This window comes from Streptosporangium sp. CA-135522 (assembly GCF_050949235.1).
Taxonomy (GTDB): Bacteria; Actinomycetota; Actinomycetes; order Streptosporangiales; family Streptosporangiaceae; genus Streptosporangium.
In genome coordinates, this window is record NZ_CP192026.1 from 7841168 (window position 1) to 7865828 (window position 24661).

Here is a 24661-nt window from a genome sequence, read left to right on the forward strand (position 1 = left end):
CCTCCTAACGCCCCCGTACACACTTGTCGTAGAGGTCGAGCAACCGGCCACCCGCGTCGTATGCCCGTTTGATCGGCCAGTAGGCGATTCCGTTATAAAACCGCCAGAATTCGTCCCGGGAGTAGAAGGACGTCGAGTACAGCGACTTGTGCCCGTCCAGCTCGTGCACCTTGTGCTCGATCAGACGGTTGTAGTAGCCGTCGAACTGGCCCCGGGGCAGGGGGACGGTGCCCCAGAAGCCGAAGTTCACATACAGTCGCCCTGGCTCCAGCGGATAGAGCGGCCACTCTCCGGTGGACTTCAGCGGGCACATCCACACCGGCTCCATGCCGACCTTGTCGTGGAAGAAGTCCAGGAACTCCGCGCCGCGCTCGACGGGCACCTCGATGTCCTGGATGACCGACTCCTGGACGGGCTGGCCGCGCCACCGGTCGACCCGGGCGATCACGCCGTACTTGCGGTCCAGGCCGACGAGCTTGCGGTAGACGTCGGAACGCATCCACTTGCGCGGCATCAGCGAGCGCACCAGCGCTCCCTGCACGCCGAAGGCGCGCGAGCACCAGAACCAGTCGGTGTCCCAGCGCCACAGGTAGTCGCGGATGCTCAGCCAGTCGCGGGTCCTGGTCTGGATCGACCGGTAGTAGATGCGCATGCCGGTGTAGTCGGACAGGTAGGGCGCGCGCTCGGCGAAGCGGCCGACGGTGATGTAGAGCTCACCGGGGCCGAAGAACGTGCCGTCCACGAAGTCGACCGGCTCGCCGTCGTGCTCGCCGCGCTCGCAGATCTCCTTCATGGCGATCATGCACTTGTCGGCGTCGCCGAACGGGATGTGGGTCAGCCTGACGTACGGCTGGACGGGCTTGAGCTTGATCCGGATCCGGAGCGCGTAGCCGAGCGTGCCGTAGGAGTTGGGGAACGCGCGGAACAGGTCGCGGTGCTCGTTGTCGTCACGCGCCACGACGATCCGGCCGTCGCCGGTGAGGATCTCCAGCTCCTCCACCGACTCGTGCGGCAACCCGTCGCGGAAGCTGGTGGACTCGATGCCCAGTCCGGTCACCGCGCCGCCCAGCGTGATCGTCTTCAGCTGCGGCACGACGTACGGCATGAGCCCGTGCGCGAGTGTGGCGTCCACCAGGTGCTCGTAGGTGGTCATGCCCTGGACCTCGGCGGTCATGGTCACCGGGTCCACCTCGATGACCTGGTCCAGGTCCCGGGCCGACAGCTTCGCTCCGGAAGCGCCGTCCCGGAAGCGGAACAGGTTGGTGGTGGCCTTGGCCAGTCGGGGCACCGCGTCCTGTGGGATCGCGGCGTAGGACTCCCTGATCTGCTCGACGGCGCGTCGATGCGCCGACATCTGTGTCATCTGTTGCACAGGAACCTCACCCCCAGAGCCCTCATAGTAAAGATCGGCCCTAGCACGTTATATCTCGGGTGTCCCCCGAACCAGATGGGACACGTTAAACGCTCGAAAACTCTACGTACGCCCGCCCCCGGAACGCCGGCGTACCACCGGGTCCACCTCGTTGAGCACGCCGGTCACCGGGCGGCCGTCCACCGCTGCCTCCAGGTTGTCCAGCACGCGGCGGACCAGGCGGCCGGTGGACTGCGGGGTCACCCCGGCCACGTGCGGCGACAGCAGCACGCGGGGGTCGTCGCGCAGCGGGTCGTCCGGCGGGAGCGGCTCGGTCTCGAACACGTCCAGGGCGGCGCCGCCCAGGTGCCCGGACCCGAGGGCGGACAGCAGCCCCGCCCGGTCCACCACTCCCCCGCGAGCGGCGTTGACCAGCAGCGATCCGGCGGGCATCCGGGAGGGGTCGATCAGGCCCCGGGTCTCCTCCGACAGGGCGATCACCGCTATGAGCACGTCGGAGGTGGCCATCAGCTCCGCCGGCTCCCGGTAGGTGTAGGGCGTCCGGCGAGGGCGCCGCGTCCAGTAGGACACCTCGCAGCCGTGCGCGCCGAACATCCGGGCGCACGCCTCGCCGATCGGCCCGAAGCCGATGATGCCCACGCGCGAGCCGTACAGCTCCCTGGGGCCGAGGTCGAGCTGCGGCCAGTCGCCGGCGCGGACCGCGGCGTCGGCGGCGAGCAACCGGCGCGACAGCGTGAGCGCGGCGGCCAGGCACCATTCGGCCACCGCGATCGCGCTCACCCCCGCGGTGTTGGCCAGCGGCACCCCCGCGGCGGCCAGGGCGGCGAGGTCGTGGCCGTCCACGCCCACCGACGGCTGCTGCACGAACGCCAGGCGCGGGGCGGCCAGAACGGCCTCGGCGTCCAGCGCGAGCTCACCGCTCCAGTCGCCGACCACGATCTCGGCCTCCGGCAGGGCGGCGAGCAGGGCGGGGCGGTCGCGGCCGGCCGGTACGGACACCTCGACCCGCTCGCCCAGCGGGCCGAGCAGGTCGCGCAGCGCCTCCTCGGGCAGCGGCGGCAGCGCCAGCACCCTCCAGGTCATGTCACTCGCCTCCCCGCGGGTTGAAGCTGGCGAAGACCTGATTCATGAGGCCCGTCTGGCTCTTCCACTCGCCGCCGGTGGTGGTCCAGCTCAGCACCATGACCGTGTCGCCGATCGCGATGAAGCGCCGTGTCTCGTGATAGGTCACACCGGGGCGGGCCCACGGCACGCCGCTGTTGTCCTTCATCGTCCAGGTGAACTCCCACTGCAGCCCGGTGCCGTAGGCCAGGGGGACGCGCGCCGTGTCGTCGGAGGCGATCTCGCTCCACTGGGCCGCGTCGTTCCTGATGGTCTCCTGGAGCGACTCCAGGTTGCCGTGCGGGCCCGGGAGCGCCTCCACCGACATGTGCGCGTTCCCGTCGCGGCGCAGCCACTGGGTGTAGCCCGTCTCGGCGACCCGGTTCCCCTTCCAGTCGGCCGGGTACCGGATGGACCAGTTCTCCGGGGGCTTGGCGTGCCACACTCTCCACCGCGACCCGGTCTCGGCGGGAGGCCTGCTCTTGGACGGCCGTGGGGAGGGGGGCGCGCTCGGCGGCTCCGCCGTGGGGACGGTGGCGGGATCGGCCGTGGAGGCGTTCGAGGCCGGACCGGCCTGCGAGGAGTCGGGCGGGTCGGAGCGCGTCATCGCCACGGCCGCCGCCGCTCCTCCTCCGGCCAGGACCACCACGGCGGCCACGATCAGCGGGATCCGGCCGCGCCCGCGGTCGCGCCGCCGCCGCGCGGGCATCGTCGTGGTGGGCGCCTCCCGCCTGCGGTGCCGCTCGGTACGGCGGGGCGCCGCCGTGGGGTCGCCGCTCGCCTCCGCCAGCAGGACGTCGGCCTGCTCGGCGTTCAGCCGGTGGGCGGGATCACGCTGGAGCATGCCGGTGAGGACCTCCCGCATCGCGGGGGGCACGCGGTCGAAGTCGGGCTCCTCGGTGAGGAGCGCGCCGAGGGTGGCGATGGCCGTGGTGCGCTCGAAGGGGCCGTGGCCCAGCAGCGCCGCGTAGAGGGTGGCGCCGAGCGCCCACAGGTCGGACCAGGGGCCGGCCTCCTCACCGGTGGCGCGTTCCGGCGGCAGGAAGCTGGGCGAGCCCGTCACCATGCCGGTCTGGGTCAGCGAGGTGTCGCCCTCCACGGTCGCGATGCCGAAGTCGGTCAGCACGGCCCGGCCGTCGGGGGCGAGGAGGATGTTGCTGGGCTTGACGTCGCGATGCAGGATCCCCGCCTCGTGGGCGGCCCGGAGCGCCGACAGCACCTGGCGGCCGATGCCGGCCACCTGCTGGACCGGCAGGGGCCCGACCTGGTCCAGGCCGCGGGCCCTGACCAGCTCCATGATGATCCAGGGACGGCCGTCCTGCTCGGCCACGTCGTAGACCGCCACGATGCCCCGGTGGTTGAGCCTGGCCGCGGTCCTCGCCTCACGCGAGGTTCGGGCCAGCTGGCGCTCATGCTCGGCCGGGGGGAGGTTCGGTGGCAGGAGCACCTCTTTGACGGCGACCGGGCGGTCGAGGAGCGTGTCGTAGCCTTCCCACACCACGCCCATGCCGCCCCGGCCGAGCTCCCTCAGCAGTCGGTAACGCCCAGCGACCACCCGTTCACTGTGCGGATATGTCATCGCGTAACCCCTAGATCCCTTTTGATAACGCGCAAGTTTCCCATAACACCTCCACGCCAGGCGGCCTCACGCTGGATGTCTTGCCACAGAAAGCCGAATGTTGTTCTACTTGGCTCGACGGAAGGCCGCAGGGGTACCGATCACTTGCCGGCGAAGGCCGTACCGGACCGGGGCCGAGAGCACACCGAGGAGATACCGATGGAGCGCGTGACCAGGAAGGGCCCGCTGGCCGGAGTTCGCGTGCTCGAACTGGCCGGCCTGGCGCCCGGGCCGTTCGCCGGGATGATGCTGGCCGACCACGGCGCCGAGGTGCTGAGGGTGGAGCGCGTCGCCGCCGTCAAGGCGGCCGGGGACAGGCCCCGCCCCGACGTGATGGACCGGGGCAAGCGGACGATCGGCCTGGATCTGAAGTCGCCCGAGGGCGTGGCCGCCTTCAAGGAGCTGACCGCGAACGCCGACGTGGTCATCGAGGTCTACCGGCCGGGGGTCGCCGAGCGGCTCGGCATCGGCCCCGCCGACCTGCACGCGGTCAACCCTCGCCTCATCTACGGGCGGATGACGGGCTGGGGCCAGGACGGCCCGCTGGCGCCGACCGCCGGGCACGACATCGACTACATCGCGATCTCCGGCGTCCTGTCGATGCTGGGCCGCGAGGGCGGCAAGCCCACCCCGCCGATCAACATCCTCGGCGACTTCGCGGGCGGCGGCCTCATGCTGGCGTACGGCGTGCTGCTGGCGCTCATCGAGCGGGAGCGGACCGGCGAGGGCCGGGTGATCGACGCGGCCATGGTCGACGGGGCGGCGGCGCTGTTCGCGATGTTCTACCACGGCGTCCAGAGCGGCTTCTGGGGCCCGCGCGGAACCAACCTGCTCGACACCGGCGCACCCATGTACGACACCTACGAGACCGCCGACGGCAAGTTCCTCGCGGTCGGCTCGCTGGAGCCGCAGTTCTGGGCGGAGATGGTCTCGCTGATGGGCCTTTCCGACCTTCCCGACCGGGGCGACCGGTCCCAGTGGCCGGCGCTGCGCGAGCGGCTGGCCGAGGCGTTCAGGTCCAGGACCCGCGCCGAGTGGGAGGCGGTCTTCGACGGCTCAGACGCCTGCGTCTCCCCCGTGCTGGAGATGGGCGAGGCCGCCGACCACCCGCACAACAAGGCCAGGGGCGCCTTCGTCGAGGTCGGCGGCGTCCGGCAGCCCGCGCCCGCGCCGCGCCTGCTCGGCACGGCCGGACAGGACCTCTCCCCCGCGACCCGGCTGGCGGACCTGTCCTCCTGGGGTCTGCCGGCGGAGGCCGCCGCGGAGCTGCGCGCGGCGGGCGTGCTCGCCTGACCCGATCCTCCCCCTTCAAGGGCGGTACGCCTGGCGCAGGCGTACCGCCCTTTGTCGTAGAAGTTGTTGTAAATGTAGTAGGTGTACTACATTCATACACATGAGTACTGCGGTGAGCGTTCGCGGGCTGCGGATGACGTACGGCGCGACCGAGGTGTTGCGGGGAGTCGACCTCCGGATCGAGCGCGGCGAGATCTTCTCGCTGCTCGGACCCAACGGGGCGGGCAAGACCACCACGATCGAGATCCTGGAGGGCTTCAGGAACAGGTCGGCGGGCGAGGTGAGCGTGCTGGGGGCCGACCCCGTGCACGGCTCCGACGCCTGGCGGGCCCGGCTCGGGATCGTGGTGCAGAGCTGGCGCGACCATCCGAGGTGGAGCGCCAGGGACCTCCTGGCCCACATCGGCGAGTTCTACGACGACCCCCGTGACCCGGACGAGCTGCTGGCCGCGCTCGGCCTGACCGCGCAGGCCGGGCAGCGGGCGAGCCGCCTGTCGGGCGGCCAGCGCCGCCGGCTGGACGTCGCGCTGGGCATCGTGGGCCGCCCCGAGCTGCTCTTCCTGGACGAGCCGACGACCGGATTCGACCCGGAGGCGCGCCGGGAGTTCCACCTGCTGATCAGGAAACTGTCCGCGGACGAGGGCATCACGGTGCTGCTGACCACGCACGATCTCGCCGAGGCCGAGAAGCTGGCGCACCGGACCGCGATCCTGGTCGACGGGGAGATCGCCGTGTGCGGGACCCCGTCCGAGCTGGCGGAGGCCGTACAGGCCGGCTCGCACGTGCGCTGGCTGGAGGACGGCCGGGAGCGGGTGCTGACCACACCCGACCCGTCCCGGGTGGCGTGGGAGCTGCACCGCAGGTTCGAGGGCCCGGTGCCCGGCCTGGAGATCCGGCGCCCGTCGCTGGAGGAGAACTACCTGAATCTGATCGGGAGGGCGGCATGAACGTCAGGACACTGCGCATCGGCCTGCGACGGGGCTGGACAGAGCAGCTTCACCTGGTCGGGGACCGCAAGGAGCTGCTCACCACCCTGGTCGGCACGGTGGGCGTCTTCGCCCTGCTGGTGCTGTGGATCGGCGACAAGCCGGTGCCGGGGACGGGCGTCTCCCAGGGCACGTTCATGACGGTCGGGTTCCTGGCCTTCACCGTCTTCTCCAACGGCCTGATGACGCTTCCGATGGCGATCGCCACCGACCGCGAGGAGGGGACGCTCCTGCGGCTGCGGACCGTCCCCGGCGGGGTCCCGGCCTATCTCGTCGGGCGGGCGGTGACCTTCCTGTGCCAGGTCGCCGTGCAGTGCGTGCTGATCGTGGGCACCGGCGTCGCCGTGGGCGGGGTCACCCCGCCCCGCGACTGGCCGACCCTGGCCTGGGTGCTGCTGCTCGGCACGGTCGCAGTGGTGCCGCTGGGAGCGGTCATCGGCTGCCTGGTCCCCGGGCCGAAGACCGCGGCCAGGATCCTGGGGCTGCCGATGATGGTCCTGATGGTCACCTCGGGGGTCATGCTCCCCATCACGTTCATGCCCGAACCGGTCCGGTGGATCTCCCAGGCGTTCCCGCTCTACTGGCAGGGACTCGGCCTGCGCGCGGCGTTCCTGCCCGACTCCATGCTGGCCGCCGAGATCGGCGGGAGCTGGCGCCTGCCCTGGGTGGCCGCCGCGCTGGCGGCGTGGGCGGTCGCCGGGATGCTGCTGGCGCCGAGGCTGATCCGCCGCACGACCCGGCGGGAGTCGGGGTCGCGGCTGGCCGCGCGCCGGCTTGCGGCACAGGGCTCGTGAACGCTGGGAGACTGCTGCGATGGCCGCCGAAGACGTATACAACCGGATCTCCGTGCTGAGAGCCGAACGCGGTGTCTCGCGCAAGGACCTGGCGAGCGCGCTGGGCGTCCACTATCAGACGATCGGCTACCTTGAGCGCGGCGAGTACAGCCCCAGCCTGTTCCTCGCCCTGCGCATCGCCGAATACTTCGAGGTGCCGCTGGAAGTCGTCTTCTCGTTGAGGCCGTTCCCCCGGCTGGGCAGTGAGGTGAAGTGATGGGTGAGTTGACCCCCGGGCAGCTGGAGGCCCGCTACCGCGACTGGCCGCCGCGCTCCTGGTACGCCACCCGCGGGCGCCGCCGGCTCCTCGTCGGCGTGGGTGCCGCGGCCGCCGGACTGATCTGGATCAGCGCGATCGTGTGCTACTACCTGGCGCCGAGCGCGACCGCCATGTGGACCACCTTCGCCCTCGGCGGGGCCGCGCTGGTGATCTACGTCGTGGTCTACTCGGCGTTGGTCGGGGCCACCCGCGGGGTGGTCGGTCTGGCCGAACGCCACCTCGACGAACGCCAGTCCCGCGAGCGCCGGAAGATCCAGGCCGAGGCCCACCGGGCGACGACGGTGACCCTCGTCGCCTTCGGTGTGCTGCTGCTGTCCGCCATGCCCAGCGGGGAGATGGTCATCCGGATCCCGGCGGCGGCGATCGTCATGCTCATGTTCGGCCTGCTGGCGACGCACGTCATCATGCCGTCGCTCATCGCGGGCTGGCGGATGTCCGACCCGCCGGACGACGAGGACGAATAGCGCCGTGAACCCCGCCTGGCCCGCTCGGGGCGGAGGCGCTCAGCCCATCGACGGGAAGACGGCGGCGTAGAGGTCCACGCCCGCCGGGTGGTGGACCTCCAGGTCGGTGGTGAAGGCGCGGGGCGGGGTGCCACCGGACTCGGTGTGCTTCCACAGCTGCTGCCAGGCCTCCAGCAGCGCCGCCGGCATCGGCCCGCGGGCCTCCAGCTTCAGCGCCGGGACCCCGGGCACCCGGACCGCGACCATGCCCTCGGGCAGCGCGGCGGCGGTGCGCACGGCCACCCCGACGATCTGTGTGTAGGAGCCGTGGTGATCGCTCTCGTAGTCGGTCAGCACCGCGTAGATGTTCTCGTCCACCCGGCCGGGAACGTGCGCGAAGGCTCCGGGAGCCCCCGCCCGCGCCCACAGCGCGCCGAGCCGTCCCCGGCCCGGCTCCGCCTCCTCGGCGTTCGAGGTCCGTACAGCATGGCCCACGACGATCATTTCGGGCCGATCAACAACGATCACAGCGCCTCCTCATGGCCATCCCGTTGAATTCGCGCAAATGGGATCTTAGTGCCCGCCTCGACCGGTGAACCCTCTTGAGCACCCCCCAAACAGGGAACGCTCTCTTTGGACTATTCACCGGATAAGGTGGACGAACGTGAAGTTTCTCAATGAGATGGCGCCAGCCTACGACCTGACCTACAGCGACGTGTTCATGGTGCCGTCGCGCTCCTCCGTCGGTTCCCGGCTCGCCGTCGACCTGTCGACCGGCGACGGCACCGGCACCACGATTCCCATCGTCGTCGCCAACATGACGGCGGTGGCCGGACGCCGGATGGCCGAGACCATCGCCCGGCGCGGCGGCATCACCGTGATTCCCCAGGACATCCCGACCGACGTGGTCACGGACGTCGTCGGCTGGGTCAAGTCCCGGGATCTGGTCCACGACACGCCGCTCACGCTCACCCCGCACGACACCGTCGGAGAGGCGCTCAACCTGCTGCCCAAGCGGGCCCATGGCGCGATCATCATCGTCGACTGGGAGAACCGCCCGATCGGCGTGGTCACCGAGAGCGACTGCGGCGGCGTGGACATGTACACCCAGCTCTCCCAGGTCATGTCCGACCATCTGCTCACCCTGCCGGCCGGGCTCGACCCGCGCGAGGCCTTCGACCGGCTCCACGGGGGCCGCCACCGGCTCGCTCCGATCGTCGACGACGACGGGCGCCTGGTCGGCATCCTGACCCGGACGGGCGCGCTGCGCGCCACCCTGTACAAGCCCGCTCTCGACGCCGCGGGCAGGCTGCGCGTCGCCGCCGCCGTCGGCGTGAACGGCGACGTGGCCGCCAAGGCCAAGGAATTGCTCGGCGCCGGGGTCGACTGCCTGGTGGTGGACACCGCCCACGGCCATCAGGAGAAGATGCTCAGCGCGCTGAGGTCGATCAGGGCGCTCGACCCGGGCGTGCCGATCGCGGCGGGCAACGTGGTCACCGCCGCGGGCGTGCGCGACCTGGTCGAGGCCGGAGCCGACATCCTCAAGGTCGGCGTCGGACCGGGCGCCATGTGCACCACCCGGATGATGACCGGCGTCGGCCGCCCGCAGTTCTCCGCCGTCCTGGAGTGCTCCGCCGAGGCCCGCCGGCTCGGCCGCCACGTCTGGGCCGACGGCGGGGTCCGGCATCCGCGTGACGTGGCGCTCGCCCTGGCCGCCGGAGCGGCCAACGTGATGATCGGCTCCTGGTTCGCCGGAACCTATGAGTCTCCCGGGGACACCCGCACCGCCCCCGACGGGCGCAAGTACAAGGAGAACTTCGGCATGGCCTCGGCCCGCGCGGTGAAGCTGCGCACCGCCGAGGACTCCCCCTTCGACCGGGCCCGCAAGGCGCTGTTCGAGGAGGGCATCTCGACCTCCAGGATGTATCTCGACCCGGCCCGTCCCAGCGTCGAGGACCAGATCGACGCCATCGTGGCCGGTCTGCGCTCCTCGTGCACCTACGCGGGCGCCGCCACGCTGGAGGAGTTCCACGAGCGCGCGGTGGTCGGCGTCCAGAGCTCCTCGGGCTACACCGAGGGCATGCCGCTCCACCAGAGCTGGTAGCTTCCGCGGGACGGCGGCGCCTGACGGCTCCGCCGTCTCCCGTGGTCGGAAACCCGTGGTTGGAAAATCATGGTGCCGGCACCCGCCCGCATGACGTCAGCGCAGGCCGGCAGGCGGTCAGTGGGGCCGCCGCGCCCCCACCATGTGACCGTGACGCTCACGTGAGCACAGCGACCGGCCCGCATATCGGGTGAGGCGGCACATCGCCATCAGCCCGGTAAGCGCGAGTACTGCCTGGATCATCACGATGAATGCGATCATTGCAGGTTCCTTCACGGACCTAACGCCGGACAACCTGTGTCGCCGCCTGCCGGCGGCGCCTTTCCCTTAAGAACCTTAACAGTAGAGATGGGTGTTTGTCCCCCTCTGTCCGCTTTCGTATGAAAAGCTTTCATTTGAAAGTATTACATGCCCTCCGATGACACAAGGTCCCGGGCCGATCCGTGCATTGTCGGCCGGGCATGGGGTAGTCGCCAGGCCGGATCACCCCCTAGGCACGGGAAGGCGAACGGACATGGCAAAGCTCTCCATCCCCCTGGCCACGCAGGTCGTCGTCGACCGCAGAGTCCTGGTCGGCTATGACAACTACCTGGCCGCGCAGCGAGCGGTGGACTCGCTGTCCGACGCGGGCTTCCCCGTCGAGCATGTGGCGATCGTGGGCAGCGACCTGAAGCTGGAGGAGACGGTCACCGGCAGGATGACCAACGGACGCGCCGCGCTCACCGGAGCGGGAAGCGGTGTGGCCTTCGGCGCCGTGGTCGGGATGTTCCTCGGGCTGTTCACCTCCACCACGATGTCGTTCATCGTGCTCGTGCTGTGGGCGGCGCTCTGGGGCGCGGTGATGGGAGCCGCGTTCGGGTTCATCAACCACTTCTTCACCGGCGGCAAGCGGGACTTCGCCTCGCGCAGCGCGATTGTCGCCGGCCGCTACGACGTGCTGGTCGCGGCCTCGCACCTCGACCACGCCCGCGCCGTGATCGACGGAACCCCCGGGCCCGCCGACACCGTGGTCGTCGAGGTGCCGCCGTCCGCCGGACTCTACGACGAGACCGCCACGCGGCCCACGACCCCCGGCCGCCCGGGGATCGAGGAGCCCGCCGCCCCGGACGACACCGCCGCCTCCGGGCCGGCTCAGCCCTTGACGCTGCCCGCGAGCAGCCCCCGGACGAAGTAACGCTGCATCGACAGGAAGACGATCAGCGGGATGACCACCGAGACGAAGGCGCCGGAGGTCAGGCGCTGCCACTCGTTGCCCTTGGTGCCGGCCATCTGCGCCAGCCGTACCGTCATGGGGGCGTTCTCCGCGGTGCCCCCGGCGAAGATCAGGGCCACCAGCAGATCGTTCCAGACCCACAGGAACTGGAAGATGCCGAAGGCCGCCAGCGCGGGCCCGACCAGGGGCAGGACGAGCTTGCGCAGGATCGTGCCGTGGGTGGCGCCGTCCACCCTCGCGGCCTCCATGAGCTCGCCGGGCAGCTCGGACATGAAGTTGTGGATCAGGAAGATGCCCAGCGGCAGCGCGAAGCAGGTGTGCGCAAACCAGACCTGGACGAAACGGGCGGGCCCCTCCAGGTTCCAGGCGGGGAGCACCTGCAGGCCGAAGACGTCCACCCCCTGGGAGAAGAACGACAGCAGCGGGACCAGCGCCATCTGCAGCGGCACGATCTGCAGCGCGAAGATGCCGATGTAGATCCAGTCACGACCCCGGAAGGGCAGCCAGGACAGCGCGTAGGCGGCGAAGGTGGCCAGGGCCAGCGGGAAGAGCACCGAGGGGATCGTGATGACGATCGAGTTGATCAGGAAGCTCATCATCTGACCGGAGGACGAGGAGGTGCCGAACAGCACCTCCCGGTAGTTCTCCAGCGTGAGCTGCGGGTCGGAGAAGAACGTCCACCAGCCGGTGGACTTGATCTGGTCCTCCGGGCGCAGCGAGGACAGCAGCAGGCCGAAGGTCGGGGTGGTCCACAGGACCGCGATGACGATCGCGACGGCGCTGGCGACCCGGCTGGTCAGCCGCCTGCGGACGCGCTGCGGCGCCGTGACGGCCCCGGCCCGCGCCACGGACTGGGTCAATGTGGTCACGTGGACTCCTTCGTCGGGCACGTTCCCCTGGCGCCGTGCATGCCGGCCGCCTCGGTCCGCCCGCTCACCGGGCCTCCCGGCGCCGGCGGATCTGGTAGATCACGATCGGCGTCACCAGCGCGAACAGGAAGACCGCGAGCGCCGCGCCCTTGCCCGTCTCGCCGTAGCGGAACGCCTGGTTGTACATCTCGTTGGCGATGACGCTGGTGTCGAACTGGCCGCCGGTCATCGTGCGGACGATGTCGAACAGCTTCAGCGTGCCGATCGACTGGGTGACCAGCACCACGATCACGGCCGAACGGATGCTCGGCAGCGTCACCCGGAAGAACATCTGCAGCGGGCCCGCCCCGTCCAGCCGGGCGGCCTCGACGATCTCCGCCGGGATTCCCTTGATCGCAGCCGAGAGCACCACGGTGGCGAAGCCCGACTGGATCCAGACCATGACCACGATGAGGAACAGCGTGTTCAGCGGGGGGTTCTGCAGCCACTGCTGGGGCTCGCCGCCCAGGGCGACGACGAGCTGGTTGAGCAGGCCGATCTGGTCCTGGTCCTCGGCGCGGTAGGCGTAGACGAACCGCCAGATGATGCCCGCGCCGACGAACGAGATCGCCATCGGCAGGAACACCAGCGACTTGGCGAGCGACTCGAAGCGGGTGCGGTCCACCAGGACCGCGTAGACCAGCCCGACCGAGGTGACCAGCAGCGGTACGAGCAGGACCCAGATGAGCGTGTTGCGCAACACGGTCAGGGCCTCGGGCTGGGTGAACATCCAGGCGTAGTTGTCCAGGCCCACCCACCGCAGGCCGTCGCCGCTCATGAACGACAGCAGGGTCGTCCGTACGGCGGGCACCACCAGGCCGATGCCGAGGAGGGCGAGGGCGGGCAGGAGCAGGATCGTCGCGTGGGACCAGGCCCGCCGCCGCATCGGGGCGCGGTCGACCAGCAACAGGATCACCGCGACCACCACGAGGAACGCGGCGACGCCGATCAGCAGTTGGACGAACTTGGGCTGTTCGGCGGCGAAGTCGAAGTCCATTCGGAGAGATCTCCCGGAAGGATCGTGCCGAGGGGTGACGTGTCCGGTCCCGCAGGCTACACAGAACCGGACATATCGGTAAATATCAGGACTTTGGCCAGGAGGCGTCGATGTAGTCGAGGACCGTCTTGGTGTCCTTGCCGTTGATCCAGTCGGTCATGCCCTTCCAGAAGGTGCCGGCGCCGACCGCGGCCGGCATCAGGTCCGAGCCGTCGAAGCGGAAGACCGTGTTCGGATCCTGCAGCATCTGCATGGAGAGCTTGTCGATCGGGTTCTGCGCCAGGGCCGGGTCGACGCCCTTGCGTGCGGTGACGTAGGTCGCCAGCTTCATCCGGGCCGCGGGGAACTCCGCCGAGGCGAGGTAGGCCTGCACGGCCTGGACCTCGGGACGGTCGGCGAAGGCCGCCACGAACTCGCCCGCGCCGAGGACCGGCTTCTTGGCCGGGTCGTTGCCCGGCAGGTAGAAGGCGAACACGTCGCCGTCCTCGGCCACCTTGGTGCCCTCGGGCCAGAAGTTGGCGTAGAAGGACGCCTGGCGGTGCATCGCGCACTTGCCCTGCGTGATCGGGACGCCGCCCTCCTGGAAGGCGGTGCTGGCGATCGACTTGACCGGGCCGTAGCCGCCGTTGACGAACTTCTCGTTCTTGAGGATGGCGCCGACCTTGTCCACCGCCGCGACGACCTTGGGATCGTTGAAGTGGAGCTTGTGGCTCACCCAGTCGTCGTAGCCCTCGGGGCCCACTTCGCGGAGCAGGATGTCCTCGATCCAGTCCGTGGCCGGCCAGCCGGTCGCGTCACCGGACTCGATGCCCGCGCACCACGGCTTGATCCCGGTGCCGGCGATCGTGTTGGTGAGCGTCATCAGCTCGTCCCAGGTCGTGGGGACGGCCCAGCCCTTCTCCTTGAACATCTTCGGCGAGTACCAGACGAAGGACTTCACACTGGCACCCAGCGGCGCGCCGTAGAAGGTGCCGCCGACGGTCGCGTACTTGGCCCAGTCGGGCGACCAGCCCTCGTCGGTCAGCCTCTTGACCTCGGCCGAGGCGGGCTTGAGCTTGCCGGCCTTGGCGAAACGCTCCAGCAGGCCCGGCTGCGGGAAGAAGGCGATGTCCGGCGGGTTGCCGCCGTCGGCGCGCACCTGGATCTGGGCCTCGAACTCGCCGGTGCCCTCATAGCTGATCTTCATTCCCGTGCACTTCGCGAACGGCTTCCACGCCTGCTCGAAGAGGTCGGCCTCGGTGTCACGGATCGGGGAGTAGATGCTGACGGTCTTACCCGCGTGGTCACCGTACTTGGCGAAGGCCGCGCAATCGGCCGACGCGCTGCCGCCTCCGCCCGCCGATGGCTTGGCGGTCCCCGAGGATCCGCAGGCGGTGGCGACCAGCGCCAGCCCAATGGTGCTCGCCACCAAGGTGACGCGATTGGCCCGTGAGAGGAGCGACATGGACCTTCCTCCAGATAAAGTTGCCGGGAAGTGTGAGAGCGCTCTCTGGAAGAATTGTCTGCCCATTTGTCGATGTCAATAACTGTGATATTACAGTTACAGCCCTAGATTTCTTGACGCACCGCTTAATGAACCGTGATGCTCGTGAGAGCGCTCTCAGAGACCCTGCCGAACAGAATGGAGCGGTGAAGAGATGACCATGTCCGCCGAAAAGTCCCTCGTCCTCGAGGACTCCGGCGTGCTGAGGTTTCCCGAGGGCTTCGTCTGGGGCGCGGCCACCGCGGCCTACCAGATCGAGGGCGCGTCTCGGGAGGACGGCAGAGGCCCTTCCATCTGGGACACCTTCTCCCGGACCCCCGGCAAGGTGCACGCCGGGCACACCGGCGACGTGGCCTGCGACCACTACCACCGCTACGCCGACGACGTCCGCCTCATGGGCGACCTGGGCCTGCACGCCTACCGCTTCTCCATCTCCTGGCCGCGCGTCCAGCCCGACGGCTCCGGTCCGGCCAACCCGCGCGGCCTGGACTTCTACGATCGCCTGGTGGACGAGCTGCACGGGACCGGCATCACCCCGATCGTGACGCTCTACCACTGGGATCTGCCGCAGACCCTGGAGGATCGGGGCGGCTGGACCAGCAGGGAGACCGCCGAGCGGTTCGCCGATTACGCGGCGATCGTACACTCACGACTGGGTGATCGAGTCGAGACGTGGACCACGCTGAACGAGCCGTGGTGCTCGGCATTCCTCGGCTATGCCTCGGGCATCCACGCACCGGGGCGCACCGAGCCGGAGCTGGGCTTCGTCGCCACCCACCACCTGCTGCTCGGCCACGGGCTGGCGGTCAAGGCGCTGCGTGCGGCGGGCGCGGACCAGATCGGCATCACGCTCAACCTCGCGCCGGTGCTCGGCGACGACGCCGAGGCGGCGTCCATCGTGGACGGCCTGCAGAACCGCATCTTCCTGGACCCGGTGCTGCGCGGGGAGTACCCCGCCGACGTGGTGGAACGGGCCCGCCGTTTCACCGACTGGTCCTTCGTCCAGGACGGCGACCTGGAGACCATCGGCCAGCCGATCGACCTGCTGGGCGTGAACTTCTACCACCCGCACACCGTGGCCGCCCGCACCGGCGAGCCGGCCAACCCGGTCTACCCGGGCACCGAGGGGGTCGCCTTCCCCCGTCCCGACGTGCCGAGGACCGCGATGGGCTGGCCGGTCCAGCCGTTCGGGCTGACCGACCTCCTGCTGCGGCTGTCGCGCGACTACCCCGGCACCCCGCTGGTCATCACCGAGAACGGCGCCGCCTTCGACGACGTCGTCGAGGACGGCCGGATCGACGACGCCGGCCGCCTGTCCTATCTCGACGGCCACCTGCGCGCCGCCCACGCGGCCATCGAGGGCGGCGCCGACCTGCGCGGATATCTCGTCTGGTCGCTGCTGGACAACTTCGAGTGGGCCGAGGGCTACGCCAAGCGGTTCGGCATCGTGCACGTCGACTACACCACCCAGAACCGCATCCCCAAAGACAGCGCGCTGTGGTACCGCGAGGTCGTGCGCCGGAACGGGCTGTGAGGCCCCGGCCGACTCTGGAGAAGGTGGCCGCCCGGGCAGGGGTGTCCCGGGCGACCGCCTCGCGGGTGATCAACGGTTCGACCCGGGTGGCCCCGCGGATCCGCGAGGCGGTCAACCGTGCCGTGGAGGAGCTGGGCTACGTCCCCAACCAGGCGGCGCGGAGCCTGGTCACCCAGCGGGCCGACTCGATCGCCCTGGTCTTCCCCGAACCCGCGACCCGCGTCTTCTCCGACGACCCGACCTTCGCCGGGATCATCCGGGGGGTCAGCATGGAGATCGAGGAGGCCGACAAACAGCTCGTGCTGATGCTCACCGGCCCGGACGGGAGCTACCACCGGGTCGAGCGCTACGCCACCAACGGCCACGTGGACGGCGTGATCGTCGCGTCGATGCACGGGGCGGACCCGCTCCCGGGAATCCTGACCCGGCGGGGCGTGCCGGTGGTCTGCAGCGGCCGTCCGGGCGTGCCCGGCGGCCTGCCGTACGTTGACATGGACAACATCGGTGGCGCCGAGCGTGCGGTCCGGCACCTGGTGGAGCAGGGGCGCCGCCGGATCGCCACCATCGCCGGCCCCCAGGACATGATCGCCGGGCTCGACCGGCTGGCCGGCTACCGCAATGTCCTTCGCGACTCCGACCGCCGCTCCATCATCGCGGTCGGCGACTTCACCCGGGAGTCCGGCGCGGTCGCCATGCGCCAGCTCCTGGCCGACGACCCGGGACTGGACGCGGTGTTCGTGGCCAACGACCTGATGGCGCTGGGGGCGCTGCGGACACTGCGCCGGGCCGGCCGGGAGGTCCCCGGCGACGTCGCGGTCGTCGGCTTCGACGACATACCGGCCGCGGCCTACGCCGAACCCCCGCTGACCACCGTCCGGCAGCCGACCGTCGAGATGGGGCGGCGGCTGGCGCGGATGCTGCTGGACACCCGGGAGAGGGCTTCGGTGGTGCTCCCCACCGAGCTGGTCGTGCGGGAGTCTACGAGGACGACCTGACGACGAGCTCGGTGGGCATGACCAGCGGATCGGCCGGGCCGTCCGACAGCAGGCCGAGCAGCAGGCGCACCATCGCCGCGGTCTGCTCCGCGTGCGGGTTGTGGACTGTCGTGAGCGGCGGATCGGTGTAGCGGGCGGCCTCGATGTCGTCGTAGCCGACGATCGCGACGTCGTCGGGGATGCGGCGCCCCGCCTGGCGCAGCGCGTGCATGGCGCCGATCGCCATCAGGTCGTTGGCGGCGAACACCGCGTCCAGCTCCGGGTCGTCGGCCAGGAGCTGGCGCATGGCGACCGCGCCGGACTCCCGGGTGAAGTCGCCGACCGCGATGATGGAGCGGCGGTCGGAGTCGCGGAGCACCTGCCGGTATCCGGCCAGCCGGTCCTGGCCGCCGATCATGTCCAGCGGGCCGGCGATGGTGGCGATCCGGCGTCTGCCCCGCTCCAGCAGGTGGCTCACGGCGCTGGCCGCGCCGGCCACGTTGTCGCCGTCCACGTACGGGATGGCGACCGGCACCGCCGGCCTGCCGTACGAGACGACCGGGACGCGCAACCGGGTGAGCGCGACGGGCAGCGGGTCGGCGCCGTGGCTCGACACGAGCATGACGCCGTCCACGTGGCCGCCGGCGATGTAGTGCTCCACCCGGGTGTGGCTCTCCGGAGAGCCGGCCAGCAGCAGGACGACCTGCATGTTGACGGCCTCCAGCTCGATGCTGGCCGAGCGGATCACGGTGGAGAACATCGGATCGTCGGAGAAGACCCGGTTCGGAGGCTCCGAGACGACCAGCGCGACCGAGTTGGTCCGCTGGGTGACGAGGTTGCGCGCGGCGCCGTTGGGAACGTAGCCCAGCTCGTTCACCGCCCGCATCACCATGTCGCGGATGTCCGGGGTGACCGTGGTCTGGCCGTTCACCACCCGGGAGACGGTCGACCGGGAGACCCCGGCACGGGCGGCGACCGCCTCCAAGGTGGGTCGTCTCATCTAGTTCTCCCGCAGTCCGTTGCGCTTGATGACCTCGCGATACCACAGCGCGCTGTCCTTGAGCAGGCGCCGCTGGGTGGCGAAGTCGACGTGCACGATGCCGAACCTACGCCGATATCCCTCGGCCCACTCGAAATTATCCAGCAGCGACCAGACCAGATAGCCCCGCACGTCCGCGCCCGCGGCGATCGCGGCGTGCACGGCACGTAGATGGCCGTCCAGGTAACCGGTCCTGCCGGTGTCGTGGACCCGGCCGTCCTCGACGACGTCGTCGAAGGCGGCGCCGTTCTCGGTGATGATCAGACCGACCTCGGGATAGTCGTCGGCCAGCCGCAGGAGCAGGCGCGACAGCCCGTCGGGCACGATCGGCCAGCCCATCGCGGTGACCGGTGCGTCAACTGTGCAGAAGCGGACGTCCTCGCTGCCCGGCCACGCCGCGTCGGCGACCTCCCCGGAGGCGGACTCGACCACGCACGGGTTGTAGTAATTGATACCGACCAGTTCGATCGGCTGGTTGATGGTCGTCAGATCGCCGTCGCGAATGTGGGCCAGGCCGCCGTTGCGCTCGGCGATGGCGAGCACCTCCGAGGGATAGCGCCCGCGCAGCGCCGGGTCGAGGAACTGCCGGGCGAGCAGGGCGTCGATCCGGTTCACCGCCTCGGCGTCCGCCGGCGACGGTTCGGCCGCGGGGTCGCTCACCTGCGCCGGGGTGATCACCGGCGCGAGGTTGAGCACCAGCGCGATCTCCTCGGCTCCCCCGGCGCGCAGCGCCTGCGTCGCCAGCCCGTGTCCCAGCAGCAGGTGATGGGCCGCGCGCAGAGCGGCGGCGGGATCCTTACGGCCCGGCGCGTGCACCCCGTTGCCGTAGCCGAGGAAGGCCGACACCCACGGCTCGTTGAGGGTGGTCCAGTGCTGGACCCGATCCCCCAGCCGCTGGTGCACGGCGCGCGCGTAGTCGGCGAACCGGTGGGCGGTGTCCCGCTCGAGCCAGCCGCCGGCGTCCTCCAGGGGCTGGGGCAGGTCCCAGTGGTAGAGGGTGGCGTACGGCGTTATCCCGGCCTCCAGCAGCCTGTCGACCAACCGGCTGTAGAAGTCCAGGCCCCGGAGGTTGATCGGGCCGGTGCCGTCAGGTTGGACGCGCGGCCAGGCGACGGAGAAGCGATAGGCGGCAAGGCCCAGCTCGCTCATCAACCGGACGTCGTCGGCGTAGCGGAAATAGTGCTCGCAGGCCACGTCGCCGGTGTCACCCCCGACGACCTTGCCCGGCGTGACGGAGAAGGTGTCCCAGATGGAGGGCTGCCTGCCGTCCTCCTTGACGGCGCCCTCGATCTGGTAGGACGCGGTGGCCGCGCCCCAGACGAAACCGGTGGGGAAGTCCGCGCGCCCCTGTGTGAGGGAGGCCCCCCGAATGCCGACGACGGTCATCCCTTGACAGCTCCTTGCATGATTCCTCCGATGATCTGCTTGCCGAGCAGGGCGAACACCGCGACCAGCGGCAGGGTGCCGAGCGCGGTGCCCGCCAGGCCGAGCACGTAGTCGTTGACGTATCCGCTGGCCAGAGTGGACAGGGCGACCTGCACCGTCGGATTCTCCGGGGTCAGGACGACCAGCGGCCAGAAATAGTCGTTCCAGGCCGACATGAAGGTGAGCATGCCGAGCACGGCCGCCGCGGGACGGGCGGCCGGGAGCACGACGTGCCAGAACAGGCCCCAGGTGGTGCAGCCGTCGACCCGGCCGGCCTCCAGCAGCTCGGTCGGCAGTGCCCGCGACAGGTACTGGGTCATGAAGAACACGCCGAACGCGTTGACCAACGCCGGCACGATCAGCGCGTACATGCCGCCGGTCCACTCCAGCTTCACCATCAGCATGTACAGCGGGATGATCCCGAGCTGGGTCGGCACCATCATGGTCGCCACGGTGAGCAAGAGCAGGGCGTTCCTGCCGCGGAAGCGCAGCTTGGCGAAGGCGAACCCGGCCAGTGTGGAGAAGAACATCACCGCCAGGGCGATGGAGCCGGAGACCAGGACGGAGTTGACCATCGCCATGGCGAAGGGGACGGTGTCGAAGACACGGGCGATGTTGGCGAAGAAGTTGCCGCCGGGCAGCAGCGGGGGTGGGACCTCCGCCAGCGCCGCGTTGTCGCGGGAGGCCACCACGACGCTGTAGTAGAGCGGCAGCGCCGAGAAGAACGCCACCGCGGTCAGCGTGAGGTAGGTGAGCCGGCGGGCGGCGCCGGAGCGCCTGCCTCCGGGGGCGGTGTGCGCGCTCACGTCAGTCCTCCCTGTGCGCGGCGGGTGAGCAGATAGTTGACGCCGGCGATCAGGATGATGAAGACGAACATCATCCAGGAGATGGCGGAGGCGTAGCCCAGGTCGAGCTTGACGAAGTTCTCGTAGATGAACAGCGAGAGCGTCTGGTACTGCCGGTCCGGCCCGCCGGAGATGCTGTAGGAGCCGAACAGCAGCGGTTCGGCGAGGACCTGCATGGCGCCGATCGTCGAGGTGATGACGACGAAGACGATCGTGGGCTTGATCATCGGAATGGTGATCTTGCGAAGCTGGGTGGGCCCGCTCGCACCGTCGATGGTAGCCGCCTCATAGAGCTCGCGCGGTACGGCCTGCATGGCCGCCAGGAAGATCAGCGCGTTGTAGCCGGTCCATCGCCACATGATCATGATGGAGATGGCGACGTGGGAGGTCGCCACCCCCTCGTTCCAGGCGACGCCGCCGACGCCGAACCACGACAGCATCCAGTTGATCACACCGAAGTCCCGGCCGAACAGCTGGCTGAAGATGACCACCACCGCGACCACGCTGGTCACGTTGGGCAGCAGCAACGTGATGCGGAAGAAGGTCTGCGCCCGCAGCGGCCGGTTGAGCAGGTGGGCCAGCCAGATGGCCAGCAGCAGTTGCGGGACGGTGGACAGCACTCCGATGGACAGGGTGTTGAAGGTGGCGTTCCAGAAGTAGTCGTCGACGAGCAGTGTCCTGAAGTTGTCCAGGCCGACGAAGGCGTGCTCGTCCGACATCAGCGTCCACTCGTGCAGGCTCACCCAGGCGGTGTAGGCCAGGGGGAACAGCCCGAACGCGGAGAACAACAGGAAGAACGGGGCCACATAGGCGTACGGCGAGCCTTTGACGTCGAGCTGGTGGACCAGGCGGCGGCGGAGGCGGCGAGATCGCACCGGTCTGTCCGGTGGGACCGCCGCCAGGCGCTCGGGGGCGCGGGTGGCCATGACAGCTCCTTTCGGCGATTCGTTGGGGAGGCGGGAAGCGGACGGCGACTGGCCGGGGAGCCGCGAGCGGGCCACGATTCGCCGGAGGCGGCGAGCGGGAGGCGGGAGGCCGGGGCTGGACCGGCCAGGGCTAGATCGGCCGGGACGGGAGCCGACGGAACGGGACCGGCCGAGGCTAGGTCGGCCGGGACGGGAGCCGACGGGACGGGACCGGCCGGGGCTGGATCAGTCGCGGCTGGACCGGCCAGGACTGGACCGGCCGGTCGGTGCGGGACCGACCGACTGGGGAAGGGCGGGCTACTTGATCCTGCCGACGTCCTTCAGCGCCTGCGTCCAGGCCTCCTCGGTGTTCTGCTTGCCCTGCTCGATCCGTTGGAGGGCGTTGTTGAACGCCTGCAGGATGTCACCGGCCTTGGGGCCCACGTGCTGCGGTTTGAGCGCCTTCGCCGCACTGGTGAAGATCTTGCCGATCGGCGCGTTGCCGAAGTACGGGTTGACGAAGTCCGCCACCGCCGGGTCGTCGTACAGGGCGGGCAGTGAGGGCAGCGCGCTGGCCTCCGTGAAGAGCTTGATCTGGCTTTCCTTGCTGGTCAGCAGGTCGATCAGCTCGGCGGCCTCCTTGGGGTGCTTGCCCTGCTTGGGCAGCATCAGGTGACTGCCGCCCTGGTTGCCGCCGCCGCCGGGCACCGCGGCGATGTCCCAGGTGCCCTCACCGGGTTTCTGGTCCTTGATCGTGCCTGTCTTCCAGGCGGGGCAGACCATGGTGGCGAAGGTGCCCTTGGCGATCCCGGTGTTCCATGGCGGCGTGAAGGCGGCGAGCTTGGCCGACAGACCCTCGTCAATGATCTTCACGGACATGTCGTAGGCCTTGCGCACTTCAGGGTTGGTGCCGGCGACGATGGCGTACCGGTCGTCGTAGAACCCGACGGGGGCCTGCTCGACCATGGCGCGGAAGTGCTCACCGGGACCGTCGGTGAACTTGGCGCCCACCACCTTGGCCGCGGCGAACTTCCTGCCCGTCTCGACGTACTGGTCCCAGGTCGGCCAGAGCGCCGACACCTCGTCGCGGTCGGCGGGCAGTCCCGCCTTCTTGAACAGGTCGGGGCGGTAGCACATGGCCAGGCCGCCGACGTCGGTGCCGAGTCCCATGAGCGAGGAGCCGTCGTTGGAGACGCCCAACTGCCACTTCCAGTCGAGGTATTCGCTCTTGCGCCGCTCCAGGCCGTAGTCCTTGAGGTTGTAGAACTTGGCGGGCACGGGAGTGAAGGCGCCGATGTAGCCGCCCTCGACGACGACGACGTCCGCGGCGCCCGCACCGGTGGCCAGCTGGGTGATGAGGTTGGTGTGGTGGTCGTTGAACTGCGTGCGGCGCTCCACGATCTCCACGTTGGGGTGGGTCTTCTTGAACTCTTCGTACAGCGGCGCGTAGTGGAAGTCGCTGAACAGCGCGACGGTCAGTTTGATCTTCTCTCCCGGCTGGGACGACGCCGCGCCGCTTGCGGCGGCACCACCGCCGTTGCCGCCGCCGCAGGCGGTGAGGCCCAGGGCCAGCGCCGACACGGCGACCATCGGGGCGAGGAACCGGTGACGTAACTTACGCATGGAACCCTCCCAGGGTCCTCATAAATGATCATGAAGAGAGCGCTCTCTGAGCAGATTGATGGCACCGGGGTTACGTGTCAACGATTCGTTGGATAACGATCGCCGTTACCCATTACCCCTCTAAAGGAAAGCGCTCTCCCAAGCTTTCCGGCATTTCCGCAGCTCAGATGAGGCTAAAAAGCGCAACACAAGATCAAGGGAGCGCTCCCACAACACTTGCGTCACGTTAACATCTCGTGGCGGACATATTTCACGGTGCGGGCCCACGGCCTTGACAGCCGTGACGGGGAGCGCCAATCTCTCCCTAGAGAGCGCTCCCTGTTGCCTCTCCGTCAGAGCCGGTGCGCCGCCAGCCGCCCGCGGCGTGGATGCCGCCGTCCACGTGCAGGGTCGTCCCGGTGACGAATCCCGCCATCCCACTCGCCAGGAACGCGACCGCCGCCCCGGCCTCCGCGGGATCGCCGAGATGACCGAGCGGCGGCAGCCGCACCGGCTCGAAGGGCAGCGGGTCGGCCGGCATCCGCTCGCGCACGCCCTTCTCACCATCGGTGGCGAGCGCGTCGGGCGCGATGGCGTTGACCCGGATCCCGCGCGGGGCCAGCTCCAGCGCCAGTGAGCGGGTCAGGCTCTCCACGGCCGCCTTCATCGCCGCGTAGACGGCGAATCCGGGCGCGGCCTGGTGTGCCTCGCTGGAGGTCACGTTGACGATCGAGGCGCCCGGGGACATCAGCGGCAGCAGCCGTCTGATCATCGCGGTGACCTGGGTGAAGTTCTCGGCGATCAGCGTGCTCTCGCCACGCGGCGAGAGGTCGGCGAAGGCCGCGTGAAAGGTGCCGCCGGCGTTGTTGACCAGCACGTCCAATCGCCCGAAGCGCTCCTCGATCGCCTGGGCGAACACCTCCAGCGCGACCGGATCCCGCACGTCCATGGTCATCGTGAACGCGTCGAACCCGTCGATCGGATGCCGGTCGCACAGCGCCAGCTCCGCACCGAACTCCCGCAACGTCTCCGCGATCGCCCGCCCCAGCCCCCGCGCCGCTCCGGTGACGACGGCGACCTTCCCGGCGAGGAGGATCTCCTGCGGGGTGTACGGCTTGCGCATTCCACCTCCACGGGTCCTCCACGAGGGTACGACGCCGCGGCCGTCCCGTCCCTCCGTCTCTCATACGACCGCCGGACCCCGTAGAGTCGTGCGGCCGGTCGGAAATCGGCCGGCGTATATCCGATCAAGGAGAACCACGTGGCACTGGAGAAGCCGGAGATCGACTTCCCGGAGGGCGACGCACCCGCGGAGCTGCAGATCGTCGACATCGTCGAGGGGGACGGCCCGGAGGCCAAGCCGGGCCACCAGGTCAGCGTGCACTACGTCGGCGTCGCCTTCTCCACTGGCGAGGAGTTCGACGCTTCGTGGAACCGCGGTGACACCTTCGAATTTCAGCTGGGCGGCGGCCAGGTCATCGCCGGCTGGGACCAGGGTGTCGCGGGCATGAAGGTCGGCGGCCGCCGCCGTCTCACCATCCCGCCCCACCTCGGCTACGGCAACCGCGGCGCCGGCGCCCGTATCAAGCCGGGCGAGACGCTCATCTTCGTCGTGGACCTGCTCGGCGTGAGCTGACGTTCCACCGGCGGGCCGTCCCTCCGCCGGAGGGACGGCCCGCCACCGGGGGAACAGCCCGCCACCGGGCT

Annotated in this window: 23 protein-coding genes; 10 read left to right on the top strand and 13 right to left on the bottom strand. The window is 69.8% G+C overall.

Annotation, left to right across the window (positions count from 1 at the left end):
* Window positions 1–4: 4 nt before the first annotated feature.
* The 3 genes from ACQPYK_RS36985 to ACQPYK_RS36995 all read right to left on the bottom strand — a co-directional run bounded on the left by ACQPYK_RS36985 (window position 5) and on the right by ACQPYK_RS36995 (window position 4028).
* Window positions 5–1363, bottom strand: a complete 1359-nt coding sequence (locus ACQPYK_RS36985; protein WP_433241863.1) for an FAD-binding oxidoreductase — start codon at window positions 1361–1363, stop codon at window positions 5–7.
* 111 nt (window positions 1364–1474) lie between these two features.
* Complete coding sequence (locus ACQPYK_RS36990; RefSeq protein ID WP_433241866.1) at window positions 1475–2455, bottom strand: NAD(P)-dependent oxidoreductase; 981 nt, start codon at window positions 2453–2455, stop codon at window positions 1475–1477.
* A 1-nt stretch (window position 2456) separates the two neighbouring features.
* Window positions 2457–4028 carry a serine/threonine-protein kinase gene (locus ACQPYK_RS36995; RefSeq protein ID WP_433241869.1) on the bottom strand — a complete coding sequence of 524 codons (1572 nt, stop codon included), beginning with the start codon at window positions 4026–4028 and terminating at the stop codon, window positions 2457–2459.
* Between the two features lie 222 nt (window positions 4029–4250).
* On the opposite strand from ACQPYK_RS36995, the gene ACQPYK_RS37000 reads away from it, so the two are divergent.
* The 5 genes from ACQPYK_RS37000 (at window position 4251) to ACQPYK_RS37020 (ending at window position 7946) form a co-directional block, all read left to right on the top strand.
* Entirely contained in the window at window positions 4251–5384 is a 1134-nt protein-coding gene (locus ACQPYK_RS37000) for a CaiB/BaiF CoA transferase family protein (RefSeq protein ID WP_433241872.1), read from the top strand.
* A 100-nt stretch (window positions 5385–5484) separates the two neighbouring features.
* A complete protein-coding gene (locus ACQPYK_RS37005; RefSeq protein WP_433241875.1) occupies window positions 5485–6330 on the top strand; it encodes an ABC transporter ATP-binding protein in 846 nt (281 codons plus the stop codon).
* Window positions 6327–7163: an ABC transporter permease gene (locus ACQPYK_RS37010; protein WP_433241878.1), complete on the top strand. Its 837-nt coding sequence runs from the start codon at window positions 6327–6329 to the stop codon at window positions 7161–7163. The genes ACQPYK_RS37005 and ACQPYK_RS37010 overlap by 4 nt, the downstream gene beginning before the upstream one ends.
* A gap of 19 nt (window positions 7164–7182) precedes the next feature.
* Complete coding sequence (locus ACQPYK_RS37015; protein ID WP_433241881.1) at window positions 7183–7419, top strand: helix-turn-helix transcriptional regulator; 237 nt, start codon at window positions 7183–7185, stop codon at window positions 7417–7419.
* The gene (locus tag ACQPYK_RS37020) at window positions 7419–7946 is read left to right on the top strand and encodes a hypothetical protein (protein ID WP_433241884.1); all 528 of its coding nucleotides are present in this window, start codon (window positions 7419–7421) and stop codon (window positions 7944–7946) included. Before ACQPYK_RS37015 ends, ACQPYK_RS37020 begins: the two co-directional genes overlap by 1 nt.
* A 39-nt stretch (window positions 7947–7985) precedes the next feature.
* On the opposite strand, the gene ACQPYK_RS37025 is transcribed toward ACQPYK_RS37020, so the two are convergent.
* Entirely contained in the window at window positions 7986–8453 is a 468-nt protein-coding gene (locus ACQPYK_RS37025; protein WP_433241887.1) for a GyrI-like domain-containing protein, read from the bottom strand.
* Between the two features lie 136 nt (window positions 8454–8589).
* On the opposite strand from ACQPYK_RS37025, the gene ACQPYK_RS37030 reads away from it, so the two are divergent.
* Window positions 8590–10029, top strand: coding sequence for a GuaB1 family IMP dehydrogenase-related protein (locus ACQPYK_RS37030; protein ID WP_433241890.1), 1440 nt, complete (start codon window positions 8590–8592; stop codon window positions 10027–10029).
* A 514-nt stretch (window positions 10030–10543) separates the two neighbouring features.
* Entirely contained in the window at window positions 10544–11203 is a 660-nt protein-coding gene (locus ACQPYK_RS37035) for a general stress protein (RefSeq protein WP_433241893.1), read from the top strand.
* Here the strand turns inward: ACQPYK_RS37035 and ACQPYK_RS37040 are convergent.
* The 3 genes from ACQPYK_RS37040 to ACQPYK_RS37050 form a co-directional block, all read right to left on the bottom strand.
* Entirely contained in the window at window positions 11161–12111 is a 951-nt protein-coding gene (locus ACQPYK_RS37040) for a carbohydrate ABC transporter permease (protein ID WP_433241896.1), read from the bottom strand. The genes ACQPYK_RS37035 and ACQPYK_RS37040 overlap by 43 nt on opposite strands.
* A gap of 64 nt (window positions 12112–12175) precedes the next feature.
* The gene (locus ACQPYK_RS37045; RefSeq protein WP_433241899.1) at window positions 12176–13147 is read right to left on the bottom strand and encodes a carbohydrate ABC transporter permease; all 972 of its coding nucleotides are present in this window, start codon (window positions 13145–13147) and stop codon (window positions 12176–12178) included.
* A gap of 85 nt (window positions 13148–13232) precedes the next feature.
* Complete coding sequence (locus ACQPYK_RS37050) at window positions 13233–14591, bottom strand: ABC transporter substrate-binding protein (protein WP_433241902.1); 1359 nt, start codon at window positions 14589–14591, stop codon at window positions 13233–13235.
* A 193-nt stretch (window positions 14592–14784) separates the two neighbouring features.
* Here ACQPYK_RS37050 and ACQPYK_RS37055 point away from each other — a divergent pair, with 193 nt between their 5' ends.
* Together ACQPYK_RS37055 and ACQPYK_RS37060 are read left to right on the top strand one after the other, a co-directional pair.
* Window positions 14785–16164 (top strand): GH1 family beta-glucosidase, encoded by a 1380-nt coding sequence (locus ACQPYK_RS37055; RefSeq protein WP_433241906.1) that lies wholly within the window; start codon window positions 14785–14787, stop codon window positions 16162–16164.
* On the top strand, window positions 16161–17159 hold the full coding sequence (locus ACQPYK_RS37060; protein WP_433241909.1) for a LacI family DNA-binding transcriptional regulator: 999 nt from the start codon (window positions 16161–16163) through the stop codon (window positions 17157–17159). The genes ACQPYK_RS37055 and ACQPYK_RS37060 overlap by 4 nt, the downstream gene beginning before the upstream one ends.
* Here ACQPYK_RS37060 and ACQPYK_RS37065 read toward each other — a convergent pair.
* The 6 genes from ACQPYK_RS37065 to ACQPYK_RS37090 all read right to left on the bottom strand — a co-directional run bounded on the left by ACQPYK_RS37065 (window position 17143) and on the right by ACQPYK_RS37090 (window position 24077).
* Complete coding sequence (locus ACQPYK_RS37065) at window positions 17143–18138, bottom strand: LacI family DNA-binding transcriptional regulator (RefSeq protein WP_433241912.1); 996 nt, start codon at window positions 18136–18138, stop codon at window positions 17143–17145. The genes ACQPYK_RS37060 and ACQPYK_RS37065 overlap by 17 nt on opposite strands.
* The gene (locus ACQPYK_RS37070; protein ID WP_433241915.1) at window positions 18139–19563 is read right to left on the bottom strand and encodes a GH1 family beta-glucosidase; all 1425 of its coding nucleotides are present in this window, start codon (window positions 19561–19563) and stop codon (window positions 18139–18141) included.
* Complete coding sequence (locus ACQPYK_RS37075) at window positions 19560–20408, bottom strand: carbohydrate ABC transporter permease (RefSeq protein WP_433241918.1); 849 nt, start codon at window positions 20406–20408, stop codon at window positions 19560–19562. The genes ACQPYK_RS37070 and ACQPYK_RS37075 overlap by 4 nt, the downstream gene beginning before the upstream one ends.
* Window positions 20405–21373 (bottom strand): carbohydrate ABC transporter permease, encoded by a 969-nt coding sequence (locus ACQPYK_RS37080; RefSeq protein WP_433241921.1) that lies wholly within the window; start codon window positions 21371–21373, stop codon window positions 20405–20407. Before ACQPYK_RS37080 ends, ACQPYK_RS37075 begins: the two co-directional genes overlap by 4 nt.
* Before the next feature lie 297 nt (window positions 21374–21670).
* Window positions 21671–22975 carry an ABC transporter substrate-binding protein gene (locus ACQPYK_RS37085; protein WP_433241924.1) on the bottom strand — a complete coding sequence of 435 codons (1305 nt, stop codon included), beginning with the start codon at window positions 22973–22975 and terminating at the stop codon, window positions 21671–21673.
* A gap of 304 nt (window positions 22976–23279) precedes the next feature.
* On the bottom strand, window positions 23280–24077 hold the full coding sequence (locus ACQPYK_RS37090) for an SDR family NAD(P)-dependent oxidoreductase (RefSeq protein ID WP_433241927.1): 798 nt from the start codon (window positions 24075–24077) through the stop codon (window positions 23280–23282).
* Window positions 24078–24215: 138 nt separating this feature from the next.
* Here ACQPYK_RS37090 and ACQPYK_RS37095 point away from each other — a divergent pair, with 138 nt between their 5' ends.
* Window positions 24216–24590, top strand: coding sequence for an FKBP-type peptidyl-prolyl cis-trans isomerase (locus ACQPYK_RS37095; RefSeq protein ID WP_433241930.1), 375 nt, complete (start codon window positions 24216–24218; stop codon window positions 24588–24590).
* Window positions 24591–24661 lie beyond the last annotated feature (71 nt).

What these genes read in the sequence shown, in the direction of transcription:
- ACQPYK_RS36985 (WP_433241863.1), bottom strand. Translation starts at nt 1,363, where the DNA reads ATGACACAGATGTCGGCGCATCGACGCGCCGTCGAGCAGATCAGGGAG.
- ACQPYK_RS36990 (WP_433241866.1), bottom strand. Translation starts at nt 2,455, where the DNA reads ATGACCTGGAGGGTGCTGGCGCTGCCGCCGCTGCCCGAGGAGGCGCTG.
- ACQPYK_RS37000 (WP_433241872.1), top strand. Translation starts at nt 4,251, where the DNA reads ATGGAGCGCGTGACCAGGAAGGGCCCGCTGGCCGGAGTTCGCGTGCTC.
- ACQPYK_RS37005 (WP_433241875.1), top strand. Translation starts at nt 5,485, where the DNA reads ATGAGTACTGCGGTGAGCGTTCGCGGGCTGCGGATGACGTACGGCGCG.
- ACQPYK_RS37010 (WP_433241878.1), top strand. Translation starts at nt 6,327, where the DNA reads ATGAACGTCAGGACACTGCGCATCGGCCTGCGACGGGGCTGGACAGAG.
- ACQPYK_RS37015 (WP_433241881.1), top strand. Translation starts at nt 7,183, where the DNA reads ATGGCCGCCGAAGACGTATACAACCGGATCTCCGTGCTGAGAGCCGAA.
- ACQPYK_RS37020 (WP_433241884.1), top strand. Translation starts at nt 7,419, where the DNA reads ATGGGTGAGTTGACCCCCGGGCAGCTGGAGGCCCGCTACCGCGACTGG.
- ACQPYK_RS37035 (WP_433241893.1), top strand. Translation starts at nt 10,544, where the DNA reads ATGGCAAAGCTCTCCATCCCCCTGGCCACGCAGGTCGTCGTCGACCGC.
- ACQPYK_RS37045 (WP_433241899.1), bottom strand. Translation starts at nt 13,147, where the DNA reads ATGGACTTCGACTTCGCCGCCGAACAGCCCAAGTTCGTCCAACTGCTG.
- ACQPYK_RS37050 (WP_433241902.1), bottom strand. Translation starts at nt 14,591, where the DNA reads ATGTCGCTCCTCTCACGGGCCAATCGCGTCACCTTGGTGGCGAGCACC.
- ACQPYK_RS37055 (WP_433241906.1), top strand. Translation starts at nt 14,785, where the DNA reads ATGACCATGTCCGCCGAAAAGTCCCTCGTCCTCGAGGACTCCGGCGTG.
- ACQPYK_RS37065 (WP_433241912.1), bottom strand. Translation starts at nt 18,138, where the DNA reads ATGAGACGACCCACCTTGGAGGCGGTCGCCGCCCGTGCCGGGGTCTCC.
- ACQPYK_RS37070 (WP_433241915.1), bottom strand. Translation starts at nt 19,563, where the DNA reads ATGACCGTCGTCGGCATTCGGGGGGCCTCCCTCACACAGGGGCGCGCG.
- ACQPYK_RS37080 (WP_433241921.1), bottom strand. Translation starts at nt 21,373, where the DNA reads ATGGCCACCCGCGCCCCCGAGCGCCTGGCGGCGGTCCCACCGGACAGA.
- ACQPYK_RS37085 (WP_433241924.1), bottom strand. Translation starts at nt 22,975, where the DNA reads ATGCGTAAGTTACGTCACCGGTTCCTCGCCCCGATGGTCGCCGTGTCG.
- ACQPYK_RS37090 (WP_433241927.1), bottom strand. Translation starts at nt 24,077, where the DNA reads ATGCGCAAGCCGTACACCCCGCAGGAGATCCTCCTCGCCGGGAAGGTC.